Genomic DNA, 17,697 nt, shown 5'->3' on the forward strand with positions numbered 1-17,697 from the left:
GCTGAGATCGGTGACGAAACGAACGGAGACCGCCATGAGTGCACTCGCCGCCGAGTCCGGAACCCCTGAGGGCACGGACTGGGACGAGATCGTCCGTGTCTGGGAGGAGACGGACGCTCCCGAGGGCAGCAAGGTGGAGATCATCGAAGGGATCGTCACCGTGTCGCCTCCGCCGTCCGAAGAGCACAACGACACTGCCGAGCTGCTTCACGAACTTCTGTACGGCGCACGACCTCCCGGCGCTGAGTGGGGCATCTATCAGACACTCGGGTTGACGTGTCCGGAGACAGGCAGCCTGTTCGTTCCAGACCTGTGCGTGGTGCCGAGAGTTGCCCTGCGCCGAGGAACGCGCGTGCACGCCGGCGAAGCGGAATTGGTCGTCGAGGTCACGTCCCGGAGCAATGCGAACCACGACCGCATCAAGAAGGCGCACGGATACGCCGTGGCAGGCGTGCCGCTCTACCTCCTGTTGGACGCCTGGCAGTCGGGGCGTCCCACGGCGACACTCTACGGAGAACCGCAGAGCGGCACGTATCGAGTCCTCGATTCGGTGGAGTACGGCGAGGAGCTGACGCTGCCCGCACCGTTCAAGCTGGCTCTGGACACCGGCATCTTCCCGCTGAGCTGAGGTCCTCACCCCAGCAGCGTCGCCACGACCACCAGCACCGGCACCGACAGCGCCGTCGACATCAGGATCGAGTCCCGGGCGAGGCGTTCGCCGACACCGTAGGTGGACGCGTAGGTGTACAGGTTCTGCGCGGCCGGGAGGGCCGACGTGACCACCACGTCGAGGAGTTGGGCTCCGTGGAGGCCGAACACGCCGGCCGCCAACGCCCACGCCGCCGCCGGCTGCCCCACCGACTTCAGCGCCACCGAGAGCAGGACGAGCCCGCGGTCCGGCCCCCGGCCGGGCATCGTGCTGCCGCACAGGGAGATGCCGAAGGCGAGCAGGACCGCCGGGACCGACATGCCGCCGATGAGGGTCAGGGGGTCCATCACGGGGGCCGGGACCTTCAGGCCCGCCGCCGAGACCATCACGCCGGCCAGCGAGCCCACCGCGATCGGATTGCGGAGCGGGGTGAGCAAGCGCCGCCACAGGGGGCCCTTCTCGCCCTCGCCCGACGCAAGGTCCAGGACCGTCAGCGCGACCGGCGTCACCCCGACCAGCTGGAACAGCAGCACCGGCGCCACCAGCGACGCGTCGCCCAGCACGTACACCGCGATCGGGATGCCGAGGTTGCCGGAGTTGACGTACGAGGAGCACAGCGCGCCGATCGTCGTACGGCCAAGGCCCCAGCCCCGTACGACACCCACCGCCACGAAGACGCCCGCGGCCGCTGCCGTGCTGAGCGCGGTCACCAGCAGGCGGCTGGAGAAGATCACCGACAGGTCGGCCCGGGCGAGGGTGGTGAACAGCAGGGCCGGGGACGCCACATGGAAGGCCAGCTTGGTCAGGACCTCGCGGCCCTGGTCGCCGAGGTAGCCGCGGAGGCCGATGAGGTAGCCGACCCCGATCACCACCGCGATCACCGCGAAGCCGGTCAGCACTCCCTGCACGGGGACTCCTCAAGGGTGAGGAGGGCGTGGCGTATCCGGGGACGTGCTGATGGGTGGCGCATACAGGCAACCCTCGGGGGAAGCCGCTCCCCGGGTCAACGTGATCCTGCCCGCGCCGACCAGCCGGACCGGACGCCGAGGCGGCCGTCCTCACACGGGGCCTCACGCGGGGCCGATGAGTTACGCCCACCCGCCCGGTCTACCGATCGTGGACGCCATGACACCCGCTGTACTCGTGCTGACCGGCCCCGTCACCCGGGACGAGGTGACAGGGCTCAGTGACGAGGTCCGAACGCTGCTGGGGGCGACCGGCGCCGGAGTCGTGGTGTGCGATGTCGCCGGGCTAGGGCCGCCGGGGCTCGGCGCGGTGGACCTGCTCGCCCGGCTCCAGCTGGCCGCCCGGCGGGCCGGGGGCCGGATCAGGCTGCGCGATCCCGATCCCGGACTACACGCCCTCCTTGACCTCGTCGGCCTCCGCTTCGAGATGGAGGGGGACACCGAACAGGGGGAACCAGCGCTGGGTGTCCAGGAAGAAGTGGAACCCGGTGAGCCGGCCGTCTGAGATCTCCAGGACCTGGATCGACCAGGGGGTCCAGCCGCCCTTCTCGGGGTCCGGCTTGTACTGGGCGAAGCCGGGCAGGCCGTTGACCTGCACCGGGATCAGGCGGGAGCCCTCGCAGGCCGAGCCCAGGGTGGTCATGAAGCCGGTGATGTCGTCGTGGCCCGTCAGCCACAGGTCGAACGGCGGCATCGTCATGATGGCGTCCTCGTGGAGGAGAGCCGTCAGGGCTGTCATGTCGTACCCCTCGAACGCCTTCACATAGCGGTCCAGGAGCTTCTGCTGCTCCTCGTCCAGCGGGTCGGAGACGGCCGCGTCGGCGCCCTGCTGCTCCCGCTCGGCGAGGGTGGCGCGGGCGCGCTGGAGGGCGCTGTTGACCGAGGCGACGGAGGTGTCGAGCAGCTCGGCGACCTCGCTCGCCTTCCAGGCGAGGACCTCGCGCAGGATCAGCACCGCGCGCTGCTTGGGGGGCAGTTGCTGGAGGGCGGCCATGAAGGCGAGCCGCACGGTCTCCTTGGCGACGGCGGCCTCGGCGGGGTCCTCGACGGTCGGCAGGACGCGGTTGTCGGGCATCGGCTCCAGCCAGGTGTGGTCCGGGCGGGGGGAGAGGGCGGCCTGGGCGAGGGGCGTCGACTCGGAGAGGTCCATGGGGCGGGCGCGCTTGTTGCCGGCCGTCAGCATGTCCAGACAGACGTTGGTCGCGATGCGGTACAGCCAGGAGCGGAGGCTGGAGCGGCCCTCGAACTTGTCGTAGCTGCGCCAGGCCCGCACCATCGTGTCCTGCACCGCGTCCTCGGCCTCGAAGGAGGAGCCGAGCATGCGGTAGCAGTACCCGGTGAGCTCGGTGCGGTGTTTCTCGAGCCTGATGTCGAGGTCCGTCGTCGTCGCCGTGCTGTCCGTCATCGTCCACCCACCCCTGTGGCCGTGCTGTCTCGCGCCTTTGCGCCCAGTACTCGGAAACTACCGCAGCCCACTGACAACGGCCCCTGGAGCGGGTGAACACACAGGTCAGAAGCCCTCTGGAGAAAAACCGATCCCCCCGGTCGACCGACCTCGACCGGGGGGAAGGGGGGACGTGCGGCTCAGGCCGTCGCGAGCCGCTGCTGGGCCCGGGCCGCACGCGTTCCGAGGACGGTGATCGACACCACGCCGAGCACCGCCAGCAGTCCGACCCCGACCGTCCCGGCCCAGCCGCCCGCGTGGAAGGCGAGCGCGCCGACCGTGCTGCCCGCGCTGGAGCCGATGTAGTAGGCGGACTGGTAGAGGGCCGAGGCCTGGGCGCGGCCGTGGGTGGCCGTCTTGCTGACCGCCGAGGACGCCACCGCGTGCCCCGCGAAGAAGCCGCCCGTGATCAGGACCAGGCCGAGCAGGACCAGGGGCAGGGAGTTCGCGAGGGAGAGGGCCAGGCCCGTCGCCGTCGTGCCGCCCGCCGCGTACAGGGCGCCCCGGCGGCCGAGGCGGCCGACCAGGCGGCCCGCTGTCGACGCGGACACCGTGCCCACCAGGTAGATCAGGAAGATCGACCCGATGATGCCCTGGGGGAGCGAGAAGGGCGCCTCGGTCAGGCGGTAGCCGATCACCGTGTAGACGCCGCCGAAGACCGTCATGAACAGCGCGCCGATGGCGTACAGACGGCACAGCAGGGGGTTGGAGAGGTGGGCGCGGACCGTGCCGAGCAGCACGCGCGGCCGCAGCGAGCCCGCCGTGAAGTGCCTCGGCGCCGGCAGCAGCAGGCGGAACGCCACCGCACAGGCCACCGCGAGTGCGCCGATGACCCCGACGGCCACCCGCCAGCCCCATTCCTGTGCGACCCAGCCCGTGATGACCCGGCCGCTCATCCCGCCGACGCTGTTGCCGGCGACGAACAGACCGATCGCCGTGACCAGGGCCTTCGGGCGGACCTCCTCCGCCAGATACGCGGTCGCGGAGGCCGGCAGTCCGGCCAGGGCAGCCCCCTGCACCGCGCGCAGCGCGACCAGCGCGGGCATCGAGGGCGCGAAGGGGACCAGGAGACCGACCGTCACCGCGACCGCCAGCGAGGCCGTCATGACCGTACGGCGTCCGAAGCGCTCGGAGAGGGCGCTCATCGGCAGCACGAACAGCGCCAGTCCGCCGGTCGCCGCCGCCACCGTCCAGCTCGCCTCGCTCGCCGCCACCCCGAACTCGCCCGAGATCAGCGGGAGGAGGGCCTGCGTGGAGTACAGCAGCGCGAAGGTCGCGACACCGGCGAGGAAGAGGGCGAAGCTCATCCGGCGGTAGCCGGGGCCGCCCGGCGCCATACGGGAGTCGGGGGCGTCGGGGACGTATGGGGCTTCGGTGGCAGAGACGGGTGACACGGCGCCCACGCGGGTGGACGCCTCGGTACTGGCAGGCATGCCTCGAAGTTACGTACGACGCCTCTCATCCGTCCAATGCATGGATTCGCCATAATCGTTCCCATGGTGCATCAGCAGAGGTCACAGGCTCGCCTGTCACCGTCCAGTGACACAGAAGACATCGTCCCGCTCCTCGCGCCCCGCCTGGCCTACTTCGCCGGCGTCGCCCGCACCGAGCACGTCACTCGCGCCGCCCAGGAGATGGACGTACCCCAGTCGACGCTCTCGCGTGCGATGGTCCGCCTGGAGCAGGACCTCGGCGTCGACCTGTTCGCCCGCATCGGCCGTACGGTCTCCCTCACCCCCGCGGGACGCACCTTCCTCGTCTCCGTCGAGCGGGCCCTCGCCGAGATCGAGCGCGCCGCCGACGAGGTCCGGGCCGACGCCGACCCGGCCACCGGCAAGGTCGCCTTCGGGTTCCTCCACACGATGGGCTCGGAGACCGTGCCCGGACTGATCCGCGCCTTCCGCGCCGACCACCCCCGCGTTCGCTTCAGCCTGGTCCAGAACTACGGCGAGGCGATGATCGAGCGCCTGCGCGCGGGCGAACTGGACCTCTGCCTGACCTCCCCGGTCCCCGACGCCCCGGACCTCGTCGCCCGCCGCCTCGACGAGCAGAAGCTGCGGCTCGTCGTCCCCGCCGACCACCCCCTCGCCGGTCGCAAGCGCGTCCGCCTCGCCGAGGCCGCCGACGAGGTCTTCGTCACCCTGGAACCCGGCTACGGCCTGCGCCGCATCACCGACGACCTCTGCCAGGAGGCCGGCTTCAGACCGCGGATCGCCTTCGAGGGGGAGGAGGCGGAGACCCTGCGGGGCCTGGTGGCGGCGGGACTCGGGGTCGCGCTGCTCCCGCCGCCGGCCTTCCCCCGCCCAGGGGTCTCGGAACTGACGGTCACCGCGCCACGAGCGGTACGGGAGATCGGCGTCGCCTGGCTGGACGGCCACCCCGACACCCCGCCGGTGGCCGCCTTCAAGAAGTTCCTGCTGTCGAGAAGGGGCAGCCTCCTGCCCTGACCTACCGCCTGCTCTGACCTGCCTCCTGCCCTGACCCGCCGCCTGCTCTGACCTGTCTCCGGCCCTGAACTACCGCTTCCGTGCCCCGAACCCCGAAGCCAGCGGCATCCGCAGCCCCAGCGGCGGCGGCGCCGCCAGCGCGTCCTGCACCGGGCGGGACAGCGCCCGCCCGAACAGCGCGCCCATCACGAAGTCCTCGGCGAGCGCCTGGACTTCGGAGCGGTACTGGTGCAACCCGTGTCCGTCGGAGTGGACTTCGAACCGGCACACCTCCCGGTTCGCCTTCTTCGCCCGCGAGGCGAGCCTGAACGACAGTTCGGGGTCGGTGCGCCGGTCGTTCGTGCCGTGGACCAGCAGCACCCGCCGCCCCACGAGCTGCTTCACCGGTTCGGGGGAGGCCGCCACGTCCTCCTCGGGCAGCCAAGGTGCGATCGCCACCACGGAGTTGACGGCCTCGTGCCCACCCGCGTGCAGCGCCGCCCGTCCGCCCATGTCGACACCGACCAGGGCCACGGGGACGTCCCCGTAGCGCCGTACGACCTCGTCCGCGGCCCAGTTGGCGTCGTGCGCGAGATGCGCCTCGCTGCCGTTCCACCCGCGGTAGCGGTAGTGCACCAGGTGCGCCGCCAGCCCGTCCCGCCGGCCCGCGCGGGCCAGTCGCCGCCCCAACGCCTTCGCTGGGCACGGCAGTCGTACGGCGGAGGGCCTGCGCAGAGAGGTTTCGTCGCCGCTCGGGAGGAGCAGCACCACACCGCTCACCGCCGCCGGCTCCGGGCCGAGTGTCCTGCCCAGTCGGGCGCTGCGAACCGGCGTCGCTTGCTGTGCCATGACAGAACAGTGTCAGAAGTGCGGGTGTACGACACGGGGCGGGGCGGTCACCGTTACGTATCGACGGATTCGTACAGCGGGCGATCTACGCGCGTAGGCGTTAGAGTGCGGAAATGACGAGCACGACTGACCGGACGGGGACCTCCCCGAGCTCGGACCAGATCCGCCGAGCACCCAAGGTTCTGCTGCACGATCACCTCGACGGCGGGCTGCGCCCCGGCACGATCGTCGACCTCGCCCGCGAGACCGGGTACACCGGCCTCCCCGAGGACGACCCGGACCGGCTCGGCGTCTGGTTCCGCGAGGCCGCCGACTCGGGGTCGCTGGAACGCTACTTGGAGACCTTCTCGCACACCGTCGGCGTCATGCAGACCCGCGAGGCGCTGGTGCGGGTGGCCGCCGAGTGCGCCGAGGACCTCGCCGAGGACGGCGTCGTCTACGCGGAGGTGCGGTACGCCCCCGAACAGCATCTCGAAAAGGGCCTGACCCTCGAAGAGGTGGTCGAGGCCGTCAACGAGGGCTTCCGGGAAGGCGAGCGCAGGGCGCGGGCGAACGGCCACCGCATCCGCGTCGGCGCCCTGCTCACCGCGATGCGGCACGCGGCCCGGGCCCTGGAGATCGCCGAACTCGCCAACCGCTACCGCGACCTCGGTGTGGTCGGCTTCGACATCGCGGGTGCCGAGGCCGGCTACCCGCCCACCCGGCACCTCGACGCCTTCGAGTACCTCAAGCGCGAGAACAACCACTTCACGATCCACGCCGGCGAGGCCTTCGGGCTGCCGTCCATCTGGCAGGCCCTCCAGTGGTGCGGCGCCGACCGGCTCGGGCACGGGGTGCGCATCATCGACGACATCCAGGTCCACGAGGACGGCACGGTCAAGCTCGGCCGGCTCGCCTCCTACGTGCGGGACAAGCGGATCCCGCTGGAGCTGTGCCCCAGCTCCAACCTCCAGACCGGGGCGGCCGCCTCGTACGCCGAGCACCCGATCGGACTCCTGCGGCGGCTGCACTTCCGGGCGACCGTGAACACCGACAACCGGCTGATGTCCGGTACCGGTATGAGCCGCGAATTCGAGCACCTGGTCGACGCGTTCGGCTATACGCTCGACGACATGCAGTGGTTCTCCGTCAATGCGATGAAATCAGCGTTCATTCCTTTCGATGAACGACTCGCGATGATCAATGACGTCATCAAGCCGGGATATGCCGAGCTGAAGTCCGAATGGCTGTTCCAGCAGACGGCCTCCACCAGCGGTTCTGTGGCCGAGGAAGGCTGAGCGCGGGAATTCGCGGGTACGGAATGCGGGCGGGTGTTCACAATCCGTCCGCATTTCGATGTTTGCGGCGGGCGGCTGTGCATGTTTACGGTCGTGGACCGCTCACATCCCCGTAAACCCATTTCGAGGACGCATTTCATGAAGCAGTCTGCTGCCAAGACCCTCGGTGTCGCCGCCCTCGGTGCCGCCTTCGCCGCGGCCGGCGCGGGTGCCGCGAACGCCGCTCCGGCGGTCCCGGACGCCACGCAGGCGCTCGGCTCCGTCTCCCAGGGGCTCCCCACCGAGAACCTCACCAAGGCGCTGCCGGGTGCCGGTGAGGCGCTGGCGCAGGCCCAGCCGGCCCTCGGCGCGGGCCTCGCGGCCGCGCAGCCCGCCGCCGAGCGTGTGCTCGCCGACGGTCCGACCGCGCCCGTCGCCGGCCTCCTCGGCGGCCTGCCGATCGGCAAGGTCCTGCCCGGCGGCGGCGCCGGCACCGGTGTGAACGGCCTGCCGCTCGGCTGAGCCACGGAACCATCGCTCGGCTGAGCCGCCGACCGTCGTCCAGCTGAGCCAGGCACCATCACCTGGCTGAGCCAGGCGCCATCGCTCGGCTGAGCCGCGGAGTCATGAGGCAGGCCGGGGGCCGTACGGTCCTCGGGGCCCGCCGCTCCTCGCACGCGCCGGTGGGGCGCACCCCTGGACACGGGGTGCGCCCCACCGGCGTACGTGCGCACGGGAGGTCACCAGGCGGTCTGGGCCTTCTCCTCCGAGGGGAACAGGATCCACAGCGCTATGTAGAGCAGGAACTGGGGGCCCGGCAGCAGGCAGGAGACCAGGAAGATCACGCGCATGGTGGTCGCGGAGGTGCCGAAGCGCCGTGCCAGCGCGGCACACACGCCGCCGATCATGCGGCCGTTGGTGGGGCGGGCGAGGCGGGACATTGCGGCTCCTTCGTGAGCGTCGGTGGGGGAGTCCGAGTGACCCCTCCCAGCTGCTTTCCACGCTACGGAGACGAAAGACACAAAGCGTCGCTCTACGGGGCGATCCCGACCCTGGGAATCGTCGGGGTCCTACCCTGAGCCGGCTCCTCCTGGCGGACGGCGGGGCGCGGGCCGCGACCCGCCCCGCGGCGGAGCCAGTGGCGGGCGGCCGGCACGACCGCGAGGTGGGCGAGCGCCACACCGGCGGTGTTCAGGAGCAGCGAGTCGATGTCGACGACCTGGCCGGGGACACCAGTCTGGAGCAGCGCGATGCCCAGGGAGATCAGGGCGCCCGCGGCGGACGTACGGATGAGGGAGCCCAGTGTGGAGGCCCAGAGCCTGCCGTGCGCCATCGGGATCAGGATGCCGAGCGGGGCGAGCAGGGCGAGCCCCTCGCCGATCCGGCGGGCCGCCTCCTGCCAGCCGAGGGCGAGGTCGGCGCGGATGCCGGCCAGGGGGTGCAGGTTGGCGGGGACCACCCAGGGGACGTCGAGGGGCCGCAGGGTGAACCAGGCGACGAACGCGAGATGTGCGACGAGGAGGACACCTCCTGCCACACGGACGCGAAGGGCGGCATTGCCGCCGATGAAGCCTTGCTGCACGACCCCGTAGACGCCGCGCTCGGCACGATCGGTTCCGGAACACCCCGAGGTACCTGGGTGAGGTCTGCGCCACACGGGGTGGTCGGACCCCCGTCAGCCCTGCACGGGGTGGCCGGACCCCCCGTCAGCCCTTAGTCACCTCGCTCGACGGCGGCTGGTGGCTGCTCGGCTGGGAGCGGACCTCGTCCGTGCAGTCGTAGCGGCGCACGGGGGCGGCGCCGGGGCCGCCCAGAATGACGGAGCCGTCGCCCTCGGCCGCGGCCGAATCGGAGAACGTGCACACGAGCTGGGCGAGGGCGTAGCGGGAGAGCTCGGTGGGCGGGGTGCTCAGCCGGAGGGTGTCCTCGGGGTCCTTGGGGCGCGGCCCGCTGACGGTCGTGCCGCCGCGGACGTACGTCTGGTAGCCGGCGTCCCGTTCCGCGGCGGACGGCGCCTCGGCGAGCTGGTCGAGGAGTCCCTGGGCGACCAGCACCCGCCGGGCGGAGTCCTCGGTGCCGTCCGGTACCCGTACGGTCCGGTCCACGGCGACCAGCGACGACCCGCACAGCAGGAACACCTGCACGGCAAGCCCTCCGGACGCCTGGGCCGCCCCCGACTCCGACAGCGAACAGCGCACCCGGGAGGGCGCGGGCCCGAAGTCGGTGGGCACCTCGGTGGACCGGATACCGCACCCGGCGACCAGTACGGCGAGCACGGGCAGCGCGAGCAGCCGCCGCAGGGTGACACGGGGCCGCCGAGTCCGGGGCGGCTCCGAGTCCGAGCGCCGCGACGGCGAATCACCTCCCTGGCCGGCCGGAAGGTCGCCGAGCACCCGCGTCCGTGTCTCCCCGCCGTCCTGCCGGGCCGGGCGGACGTCGACCGAGGGCGTGGCAGCCGGTGCGGTGGCCGGAGGCACCGGCGAGGCGGCCTGCGTCCGTTCCGGCCGGCCTGCCGGCCGCCACGCCACGCTGTCTCCAAGTCCCCGCGCCGGCTGGTCTCCCCGTCCCGGCGCCGGCTGGTCTCCCCGTCCCGGCGCCGGCAGGTTTCCCCGCCCCCGCGTCCACGCCACCCGGCTGCCCCCGCCCCGCTGTTCCCGTCGTCCTCCCAGCCCGGTCATCACGCGTCCCCCTTCGTCGCCCCGGCTTCGTCCTTCTCGGCATCCGTCGGCTGTTCCGTCAGGGCCGAGGCGTCGCGGGGGAGGTGGAGGGTGAACACGGCACCGCCGTCGGGGGAGTTGGCGGCGGTGATCTCGCCGCCGTGGATGTGGGCGTTCTCCAGGGCGATGGAGAGGCCGAGGCCGCTGCCCTCGGAGCGCGGGCGGGAGGCGCTGGCCTTGTAGAAGCGGTCGAAGACGTGCGGCAGGACGTCCTCGGGGATGCCGGGGCCGTGGTCCCGGACCCGGATGACCACCTCGTCGGCGGCGGCCCGGACGGCCACCCGCACCGGGGAGCCGCCGTGCTTGAGCGCGTTGCCGATGAGGTTGGCGAGGATGACGTCGAGGCGCCGCGGGTCGAGGCGGGCGTGGATGCCGCGCTCGGCGTCCAGCTCCACCGCGTCCAGCCAGGCGCGCGCGTCGATGCACGCGGTGATCTGGTCGGCCACGTCCACGTCGTCCAGGACCAGCCGGGCCGTACCCGCGTCGAAGCGGGTGACCTCCATCAGGTTCTCGACGAGGTCGTTGAGCCGGCGGGTCTCGCTGACCACCAGACGCACCGCCGGTTCGATCATCGGGTCGATCGAGCCGGACTCCGCCTCCAGCTCCTCCTCCAGGATCTCCGTCACCGCGGTGATCGCGGTGAGCGGTGTCCGCAGCTCATGGCTCATGTCCGCCACGAAACGCCGCGAGGCGTCGTCCCGGGCCGCCATGTCGTCGACCCGTTTCTCCAGCGCCTCGGCCGCGTAGTTGAACGTCCGTGACAGGTCCGCGAGTTCATCGGTGCCGGACACCCTGAGCCGGGTGTCGAGGCGGCCCTCGCCGAGCCGCCGGGCGGCGACCCCGAGCCGGTGCACCGGCTTCAGCACGGTCGTCGCGGCGGCCTGCGCGAGCAGCGCGGAGCCGATCAGGGCGAGGCCGGTGGCGATCCCCAGTGACCAGGCGAGGGAGTTGAGGTCCTTGGCCTCCGGTTCCAGGGACTTGAGCATGTAGCCGGTCGGGCCACCGCCGATCACGCGCGTGCCGGCGACCAGGTACGGCGTGTCGTGGTCGACGATCCGCTGCCAGTACAGGTGGTAGGCGGACTTGTTGGCGGAGTCGACGCTCTGCTTCTCGTTCACCGCCTCGCGCAGCGACACCGGCACGTCCTGGAGCGTGAACCCGTCCAGGGCGCCCGAATTGCCGTACACCGTCTTGCCGTTCCCGTCGGTGCCCACCAGCAGCACGCTGAAGCGCTGGCTGCTGCCCGCCATCTGCCCGGCCGCCTGCTGAAGTTCGTCCTGCGTGGGCTCCTCGGGCAGCGCGCCCGCGCGGTTCTGCATCTCCTGCTGGAAGTCCCGCAGCACCGCGTCCTGGGCGCGGGTGAGCACCGCCTCGCGGTTGAGCCAGTAGGCGATCCCGGACGCGGACACGGCCGCGGTCAGCGCCACCAGGCCGAACACCACGACGAGACGCAGCCGCAGACTGGTGAAGCGCAGCCGTGACCACATGCCCTTGCGCGCCGCGAACCAGCCGCGGAGCCCCCCTTGCGCTTCGGTCACTGAGGTGTGTCCAGCCGGTAGCCCACACCCCGCACGGTCCGGATCAGCGTCGGGGACGACGGCACGTCCTCGACCTTGGCGCGCAGCCGCTGCACACAGGCGTCCACCAGGCGCGAGTCACCGAGGTAGTCGTGCTCCCACACCAGCCGCAGCAACTGCTGCCGGGACAGCGCCTGTCCGGGCCGCCGGCTCAGCTCCAGGAGCAGCCGCAGCTCGGTCGGCGTGAGCTGGAGGTCCTCGCCGTTCTTCGTGACGGTCATGGCCGCACGGTCGATGACCAGGGACCCGAAGCTCGCCGCGTCGGTCGACTCGCGTTCGCCGCGGCGCAGCACGGCCCGGATCCGGGCATCGAGCACCCGTCCCTGGATCGGCTTGACCACGTAGTCGTCGGCGCCGGACTCCAGCCCGACCACCACGTCGATGTCGTCGCTGCGCGCGGTCAGCAGAATGATCGGCAACTGGTCCGTGCGCCGGATGCGCCGGCACACCTCGAACCCGTCGATACCGGGCAGCATCACGTCCAGCACGATCAGGTCCGGCCGCTGCTCACGCAGCAGTTTGAGGCCGTCCTCGCCGGTGGCAGCGGTGGCAACCCGGTGGCCCTGGCGCGTGAGACTCAGCTCCAGGGCCGTACGGATGGCGTCGTCGTCCTCGATCAGCAACAGGGAAGGCACGGGCTCATTCTGGCCCATGGCACGGTCGGGTATCGACACCTGTACACGTGCGTGAGCATACCGCTGCTCTCTGTGCCCGTCCTGTGCGATTCCTGCGACGGGGCCCTGTGACAGGTCTGTGACAGTCGGCGGACACGGCCATGAAGGTGCGAGGGCAAGCTTCTCGGCACGGGCAAGGAAGTACCGCCCGGAACGACCGAACACCGGAAGTCCACGACGGGGGGCGCGAGATGAACACGCTGCACAGCAACAGCACTGGCGCAGTGATCACGCGTCTCCACGACGTGAACGGGGGCCGGGGTCCGGAGAAGTCCGGTGCCGCAAGCGGGCGGGGGTGCGCTCGCGGCACCGGGCGTCAGCACACCACGTACATGTCGGTGGTTGACACCAGCACGGGGGAAACGCACGGGGGATCGTCGTACAGGGAGGAGACGGGGGAGCGTCGTTCGCTGTCGGAGGCGGAGTTCACCGCCTACGTCCAGGAGCGCCGCGCCTCCCTGTACGCCACCGCCTACCACCTGACCGGTGACCGCTTCGAGGCCGAGGACCTGCTCCAGAGCGCGCTGTTCTCGACGTACCGGGCATGGGACCGGATCAGCGACAAGGCCGCGGTCGGGGGCTACCTCCGCCGCACCATGACGAACCTGCACATCAGCGCGTGGCGCCGCCGCAAGCTGAACGAGTACCCGACCGAGGAACTGCCGGAGACGCCCGGCGACACGGACGCGATGCGCGGCACCGAACTGCGCGCGGTCCTGTGGCAGGCGCTCGCCCGGCTCCCCGAACTCCAGCGCACGATGCTGGTCCTTCGTTACTACGAGGGCCGCACCGACCCGGAGATCGCGGAGATCCTCGACATCAGTGTCGGCACGGTGAAGTCCAGCATCTGGCGGTCGCTCCGCCGGCTGCGCGAGGACGAGGTCCTCAGCTTCGGCCGTGACGAGGAGAACGCCTTCGGGGAGCTCGTGGCCTGAGGGTTCGGGGGGTCGCACCGCCAGTGGTCCGGGGGGACCGCACCACCGGTAGGGGACAGCACCACAAGCGGGGGGACCGCACCACAGAGTGGGGGACCGGGTATCGGCTGGGGGGCCGGTACCCGGGCGGGGGACAACGGGGAAGCACCACCAAGAAGCGGGACTGGAGGGCCGGGGGGTCCGTCCGGTCCCGCTTTGCCGTGCGCGGTCAGTCGGCCACCTCCATCAGCCGCGCCGCGGCGGCCGTGTCACCGACGGCGATGGCCTCGGCGGGCTTCCGCCCCTGGACGGCGTACGCGCCGGTGGTGCCCCGCGGAATCGTGACCCCGGAGTCGCCCGGGGTGTCGTCGCACTCCGGGATCTCGGCGTTCCCCAGCCGCTCGCCCACGGTGAAGCCGATCTCTCCGGCGGGCAGATAGACACGGTTCTCGTACCGCACCGTGCCCGCACAGGAGGAGGCCGCCTGACCGTGCTCCTCGGCCGGTCCGCAGCCGGCGACGGCCGCGAGGAGGACGAACGCGAGGACCCGCAGGGCAGTTGTCATCGGCTTCCTTTCCGAGGGACCGTGTTTCCGGTCCTACGACGGAGAAGGAGCCGTTGGCGTTCAGGACGCCGGGGTCGGTGCCGGGCGGGGGGCGGTCGCCGCGGCCGTGAGCCGGGCGAGGGCCTCGTCCTTGTCGCAGGGGTGGGCGCCGAGGGCGGTCTGGCGGGCGACGATCGAGCGCTCCAGGCGCATCAGCCGCCAGCCGCGGCGCAGCAGGAACGGCACCGACTTGCGGCCCTCCCGCAGATCCCGCAGGAACCGGCGCCGGAAGGTGCGCACCGGGCCCCGGCTCAGACACAGCGCGTCGGCCAGCACCCCCAGCTCCCGGCAGCGCGTGACGATCTCCGCGGCGAAGATGCCCTCCGCGATGAACAGCGGGGTGCGGCCCAGGTCGACCGCCTCCTCGCCGGTGCGGGCGCTCAGCGAGATGTCGTAGACGGGGATGTGCGTACGGCCGGTGCGGCACAGGTCCACGATCGCCGCGACCGCGGTGTCCGCGTCCCAGGACCCGGGATGGTCCCAGTCGATGTCGGAGCTCCCCGCCACCAGCGGCAGCGTGGGGTCGGTGCCCTCCTTGTAGAAGTCGTCGAGCCTGAGGACCGGAAGTCCGGACCGGGCCGAGAGGAGGGACTTGCCGGAGCCGGAGGGGCCGCAGAGCAGCACGACTCGCGTCGGTATGGGCGGTTGGGAGCTCACGGGACACCAGTGTGAGGCATTCACCTGCTGTTCATCGACCCCGCGGGTCGGCTTTGAAGCGCGCGTCACACTTCAACTACCCTTCGTGCCGACTCGATTACCCCGCGTACGGAGAAGGTGGCAGCAACGATGGCCCGATACGAGAACCCGACCGCCCAGCGGGCGCTGGTCGCCCTGGCGACCGCGGGAGTGGCGCTCGGCGCCGGAGCGGGCGTGGCGTCCGCCGCGAACGCCGAGCCCGTGGTCGACGTGGTCCGGACCCGGCCGACCTCGCTGGGGAACGTCGACCCCCAGGCGGGGTTGCAGGGACTCACCGGCACGGTCGGATACGTCACCGGGCCGGTGGCCGGACTCAAGCCGAACCCGCTGGCGGGCACGGGTGTGGACCCGCTGGACAACGGAGTCGGTACGCAGCTCGCCGACTTCCAGCCGCTGGCCACGCAGGCGCTCACCGGGCCGGTGGCTCAGGCGCAGTCGATCGGGTCGCTGCCGGTGGTGGGGCAGGTGGCGGGGTTGCTCGGGAACGGGTGACACGGAGGGGGCGGCGGCGGGGGGCTGCGGACCGTTGCCGGGCGCGGGTGCGTCCTGGCTGGTCGCGCAGTTCCCCGCGCCCCTGAAGACGCGGCCTGCGGCCGCTGTCTTCAGTACGAGGAGCCCCCGGCGCCCAGTGAACCCGTCGGGTGCCAGACCGTCTTCGTTTCCAGGAAGGCCGTCAGGCGGTCGATGCCCGGCGTTGCCGTCCAGTCGTCCACAGGCTGTGGACGCAGGACCCGCTTCAGGTTGTCCGCCGCCGCGATCTCCAGCTCCTTCGCGAGGACCTCGTCCGCGCCCGCCAGGTCGATCGCGTTGACGTCCTGGTGGGAGGCGAGCGGGGCCGCGATCTCCGCCGTACGGCCCGAGAGGACGTTGACCACGCCTCCGGGGACGTCCGAGGTGGCCAGCACCTCGGCCAGTGAGAGGGCGGGGAGCGGGGCCTTCTCCGAGGCCACCACGACCGCCGTGTTGCCCGTGGCGATCACCGGGGCGAGGACGCTCACCAGGCCCAGGAACGACGACTCCTGCGGGGCCAGGACCGCGACCACGCCCGTCGGTTCCGGCGAGGACAGGTTGAAGTACGGGCCCGCCACCGGGTTGCCGCCGCCGACCACCTGGGCGATCTTGTCGGTCCAGCCCGCGTACCAGACCCAGCGGTCCACCGCCGCGTCCACCTGCTCCGCGGCCTTCGACTTCGACAGGCCCTCCGCGTCGGCCACCTCGTGGACGAACTGCGCCCTGCGGCCCTCCAGCATCTCCGCGACCCGGTACAGGACCTGGCCGCGGTTGTACGCGGTGGCGCCCGCCCAGCCGCCGAACGCCTTGCGCGCGGCCACGACCGCGTCACGGGCGTCCTTGCGGGAGGACTGCGGCGCGTTCGCCAGCCACTTGCCCTTTGCGTCGGTCACCTCGTACACCCGGCCGCTCTCGGAACGCGGGAACTTCCCGCCGACGTACAGCTTGTAGGTCTTCAGCACATTCAAGCGGTCAGACATCGAGGTATGCCTCCAGGCCGTGGCGACCGCCCTCGCGGCCGAACCCCGACTCCTTGTAGCCGCCGAAGGGCGAGGTCGGGTCGAACTTGTTGAAGGTGTTGGACCAGACGACCCCGGCCCGGAGCTTGTTCGCGACCGCCAGGATCCGCGAGCCCTTCTCGGTCCAGATGCCGGCCGACAGGCCGTACTGCGTGTTGTTGGCCTTGGCGACCGCCTCGTCGGGCGTGCGGAAGGTCAGCACCGACAGGACCGGGCCGAAGATCTCGTCGCGCGCGATGGTGTGCGCCTGGGTGACGTTCGTGAAGAGCGTCGGAGCGAACCAGTAACCGGCGGACGGCAGTTCGCACTCGGGGGACCACGGCTCGGCGCCCTCGGCCGCGCCCTTGTCGACGAGCGAGGTGATCCGCGCGAGCTGTTCGGCGGAGTTGATCGCGCCGATGTCGGTGTTCTTGTCGAGCGGGTCGCCGAGCCGGAGCGTGGACAGGCGGCGCTTGAGGGAGTCAAGGAGCTCGTCCTGGATCGACTCCTGGACCAGGAGCCGGGAGCCCGCGCAGCAGACCTGGCCCTGGTTGAAGAAGATGCCGTTGACGATGCCTTCCACCGCCTGGTCGATCGGGGCGTCGTCGAAGACGATGTTGGCGCCCTTGCCGCCCAGTTCGAGGGTGAGCTTCTTCCTCGAACCCGCCACCGTCCGCGCGATCTCCTTGCCGACGGCCGTGGAGCCGGTGAAGGCCACCTTGTTGACGTCCGGGTGCGCGACGAGCGCGGCGCCCGTGTCGCCGTAGCCCGGGAGGATGTTGACGACACCCTTCGGCAGGCCCGCCTGGCGGCAGACGTCCGCGAAGAAGAGCGCGGAGAGGGGGGTCGTCTCGGCGGGCTTCAGCACGACGGTGTTGCCGGTGGCGAGAGCGGGGGCGATCTTCCACGCCAGCATCAGGAGCGGGAAGTTCCACGGGATGACCTGGCCGGCCACGCCGAGGGGCTTCGGCGAGACACCGAACCCGGCGTGCTCCAGCTTGTCGGCCCAGCCCGCGTAGTAGAAGAAGTGCGCGGCGACCAGGGGCAGGTCGGCGTCGCGGGTCTCCTTGATGGGCTTGCCGTTGTCCAGGGTCTCCAGGACGGCGAGCTCACGGCTGCGCTCCTGGATGATCCGGGCGATGCGGAACAGGTACTTCGCGCGCTCGGAGCCGGGCAGCGCCGACCACTTCTCGAAGGCCCTGCGGGCGGCCGCCACCGCGCGGTCCACGTCCGCCTCGCCCGCCTGGGCGATCTCGGACAGGACCTCCTCGGTGGACGGGGAGACGGTCTTGAAGACCTTGCCGTCGGCCGCCTCCACGAACTCGCCGTCGATGAACAGCCCGTAGGAGGGGGCGATGTCGACGACCGAGCGGGACTCGGGCGCCGGGGCGTACTCGAATGCGGATGCAGATGCCATG

At 71.5% G+C, this 17,697-nt stretch carries 20 protein-coding genes; 7 read left to right on the forward strand and 13 right to left on the reverse strand.

The window, feature by feature from the left end; translation table 11 throughout:
- The first annotated feature begins 34 nt into the window (after positions 1-34).
- A complete protein-coding gene (locus AQJ54_RS02455; RefSeq protein ID WP_062233410.1) occupies positions 35-628 on the forward strand; it encodes a Uma2 family endonuclease in 594 nt (197 codons plus the stop codon).
- 5 nt (positions 629-633) lie between these two features.
- On the opposite strand, the gene AQJ54_RS02460 is transcribed toward AQJ54_RS02455, so the two are convergent.
- On the reverse strand, positions 634-1,557 hold the full coding sequence (locus tag AQJ54_RS02460; protein ID WP_062233413.1) for an AEC family transporter: 924 nt from the start codon (positions 1,555-1,557) through the stop codon (positions 634-636).
- A gap of 175 nt (positions 1,558-1,732) precedes the next feature.
- On the opposite strand from AQJ54_RS02460, the gene AQJ54_RS43165 reads away from it, so the two are divergent.
- The gene (locus tag AQJ54_RS43165) at positions 1,733-2,119 is read left to right on the forward strand and encodes an STAS domain-containing protein (protein WP_120051154.1); all 387 of its coding nucleotides are present in this window, start codon (positions 1,733-1,735) and stop codon (positions 2,117-2,119) included.
- Here AQJ54_RS43165 and AQJ54_RS02465 read toward each other — a convergent pair.
- Both AQJ54_RS02465 and AQJ54_RS02470 read right to left on the reverse strand, forming a co-directional pair.
- Complete coding sequence (locus AQJ54_RS02465) at positions 2,003-3,019, reverse strand: sigma-70 family RNA polymerase sigma factor (protein WP_062023713.1); 1,017 nt, start codon at positions 3,017-3,019, stop codon at positions 2,003-2,005. The genes AQJ54_RS43165 and AQJ54_RS02465 overlap by 117 nt on opposite strands.
- Before the next feature lie 179 nt (positions 3,020-3,198).
- Positions 3,199-4,491, reverse strand: a complete 1,293-nt coding sequence (locus AQJ54_RS02470; protein WP_062233416.1) for an MFS transporter — start codon at positions 4,489-4,491, stop codon at positions 3,199-3,201.
- Between the two features lie 63 nt (positions 4,492-4,554).
- On the opposite strand from AQJ54_RS02470, the gene AQJ54_RS02475 reads away from it, so the two are divergent.
- Complete coding sequence (locus AQJ54_RS02475) at positions 4,555-5,505, forward strand: LysR family transcriptional regulator (RefSeq protein ID WP_062233419.1); 951 nt, start codon at positions 4,555-4,557, stop codon at positions 5,503-5,505.
- A gap of 69 nt (positions 5,506-5,574) precedes the next feature.
- Here AQJ54_RS02475 and AQJ54_RS02480 read toward each other — a convergent pair whose 3' ends face one another.
- Positions 5,575-6,333, reverse strand: coding sequence for an alpha/beta hydrolase (locus AQJ54_RS02480; protein WP_062233420.1), 759 nt, complete (start codon positions 6,331-6,333; stop codon positions 5,575-5,577).
- A gap of 113 nt (positions 6,334-6,446) precedes the next feature.
- Between AQJ54_RS02480 and AQJ54_RS02485 the strand changes: the two genes are divergently transcribed.
- Together AQJ54_RS02485 and AQJ54_RS02490 are read left to right on the forward strand one after the other, a co-directional pair.
- Entirely contained in the window at positions 6,447-7,610 is a 1,164-nt protein-coding gene (locus tag AQJ54_RS02485; protein ID WP_062023721.1) for an adenosine deaminase, read from the forward strand.
- A 138-nt stretch (positions 7,611-7,748) separates the two neighbouring features.
- Positions 7,749-8,111 carry a hypothetical protein gene (locus tag AQJ54_RS02490; RefSeq protein WP_020141248.1) on the forward strand — a complete coding sequence of 121 codons (363 nt, stop codon included), beginning with the start codon at positions 7,749-7,751 and terminating at the stop codon, positions 8,109-8,111.
- A 218-nt stretch (positions 8,112-8,329) separates the two neighbouring features.
- Here AQJ54_RS02490 and AQJ54_RS02495 read toward each other — a convergent pair whose 3' ends face one another.
- The 5 genes from AQJ54_RS02495 to afsQ1 form a co-directional block, all read right to left on the reverse strand.
- On the reverse strand, positions 8,330-8,530 hold the full coding sequence (locus tag AQJ54_RS02495; RefSeq protein ID WP_020141249.1) for a PspC domain-containing protein: 201 nt from the start codon (positions 8,528-8,530) through the stop codon (positions 8,330-8,332).
- A 92-nt stretch (positions 8,531-8,622) separates the two neighbouring features.
- Positions 8,623-9,171 (reverse strand): VanZ family protein, encoded by a 549-nt coding sequence (locus tag AQJ54_RS02500; RefSeq protein WP_062023725.1) that lies wholly within the window; start codon positions 9,169-9,171, stop codon positions 8,623-8,625.
- A gap of 124 nt (positions 9,172-9,295) precedes the next feature.
- Positions 9,296-9,889 carry a hypothetical protein gene (locus tag AQJ54_RS02505; protein ID WP_062234853.1) on the reverse strand — a complete coding sequence of 198 codons (594 nt, stop codon included), beginning with the start codon at positions 9,887-9,889 and terminating at the stop codon, positions 9,296-9,298.
- 377 nt (positions 9,890-10,266) lie between these two features.
- A complete protein-coding gene (locus tag AQJ54_RS02510; protein WP_243659482.1) occupies positions 10,267-11,793 on the reverse strand; it encodes a sensor histidine kinase in 1,527 nt (508 codons plus the stop codon).
- 47 nt (positions 11,794-11,840) lie between these two features.
- Positions 11,841-12,518 (reverse strand): two-component system response regulator AfsQ1, encoded by a 678-nt coding sequence (afsQ1, locus tag AQJ54_RS02515; RefSeq protein ID WP_020141253.1) that lies wholly within the window; start codon positions 12,516-12,518, stop codon positions 11,841-11,843.
- A gap of 230 nt (positions 12,519-12,748) precedes the next feature.
- On the opposite strand from afsQ1, the gene AQJ54_RS02520 reads away from it, so the two are divergent.
- On the forward strand, positions 12,749-13,492 hold the full coding sequence (locus tag AQJ54_RS02520; protein ID WP_062233428.1) for a SigE family RNA polymerase sigma factor: 744 nt from the start codon (positions 12,749-12,751) through the stop codon (positions 13,490-13,492).
- A gap of 208 nt (positions 13,493-13,700) precedes the next feature.
- Here the strand turns inward: AQJ54_RS02520 and AQJ54_RS02525 are convergent, their stop codons facing one another.
- Positions 13,701-14,036: a DUF6281 family protein gene (locus AQJ54_RS02525; protein WP_062233431.1), complete on the reverse strand. Its 336-nt coding sequence runs from the start codon at positions 14,034-14,036 to the stop codon at positions 13,701-13,703.
- 60 nt (positions 14,037-14,096) lie between these two features.
- The gene (locus tag AQJ54_RS02530; protein WP_079069701.1) at positions 14,097-14,801 is read right to left on the reverse strand and encodes a uridine kinase; all 705 of its coding nucleotides are present in this window, start codon (positions 14,799-14,801) and stop codon (positions 14,097-14,099) included.
- A 60-nt stretch (positions 14,802-14,861) separates the two neighbouring features.
- On the opposite strand from AQJ54_RS02530, the gene AQJ54_RS02535 reads away from it, so the two are divergent.
- Complete coding sequence (locus tag AQJ54_RS02535; protein WP_062233433.1) at positions 14,862-15,263, forward strand: hypothetical protein; 402 nt, start codon at positions 14,862-14,864, stop codon at positions 15,261-15,263.
- Positions 15,264-15,373: 110 nt separating this feature from the next.
- On the opposite strand, the gene AQJ54_RS02540 is transcribed toward AQJ54_RS02535, so the two are convergent.
- Together AQJ54_RS02540 and AQJ54_RS02545 are read right to left on the reverse strand one after the other, a co-directional pair.
- A complete protein-coding gene (locus tag AQJ54_RS02540) occupies positions 15,374-16,261 on the reverse strand; it encodes an aldehyde dehydrogenase family protein (protein ID WP_062233437.1) in 888 nt (295 codons plus the stop codon).
- The gene (locus AQJ54_RS02545; protein ID WP_062233440.1) at positions 16,254-17,696 is read right to left on the reverse strand and encodes an aldehyde dehydrogenase family protein; all 1,443 of its coding nucleotides are present in this window, start codon (positions 17,694-17,696) and stop codon (positions 16,254-16,256) included. Before AQJ54_RS02545 ends, AQJ54_RS02540 begins: the two co-directional genes overlap by 8 nt.
- Between the last annotated feature and the right edge of the window lies 1 nt (position 17,697).

The organism is Streptomyces griseorubiginosus, from assembly GCF_001514195.1.
Lineage (GTDB): Bacteria > Actinomycetota > Actinomycetes > Streptomycetales > Streptomycetaceae > Streptomyces > Streptomyces griseorubiginosus.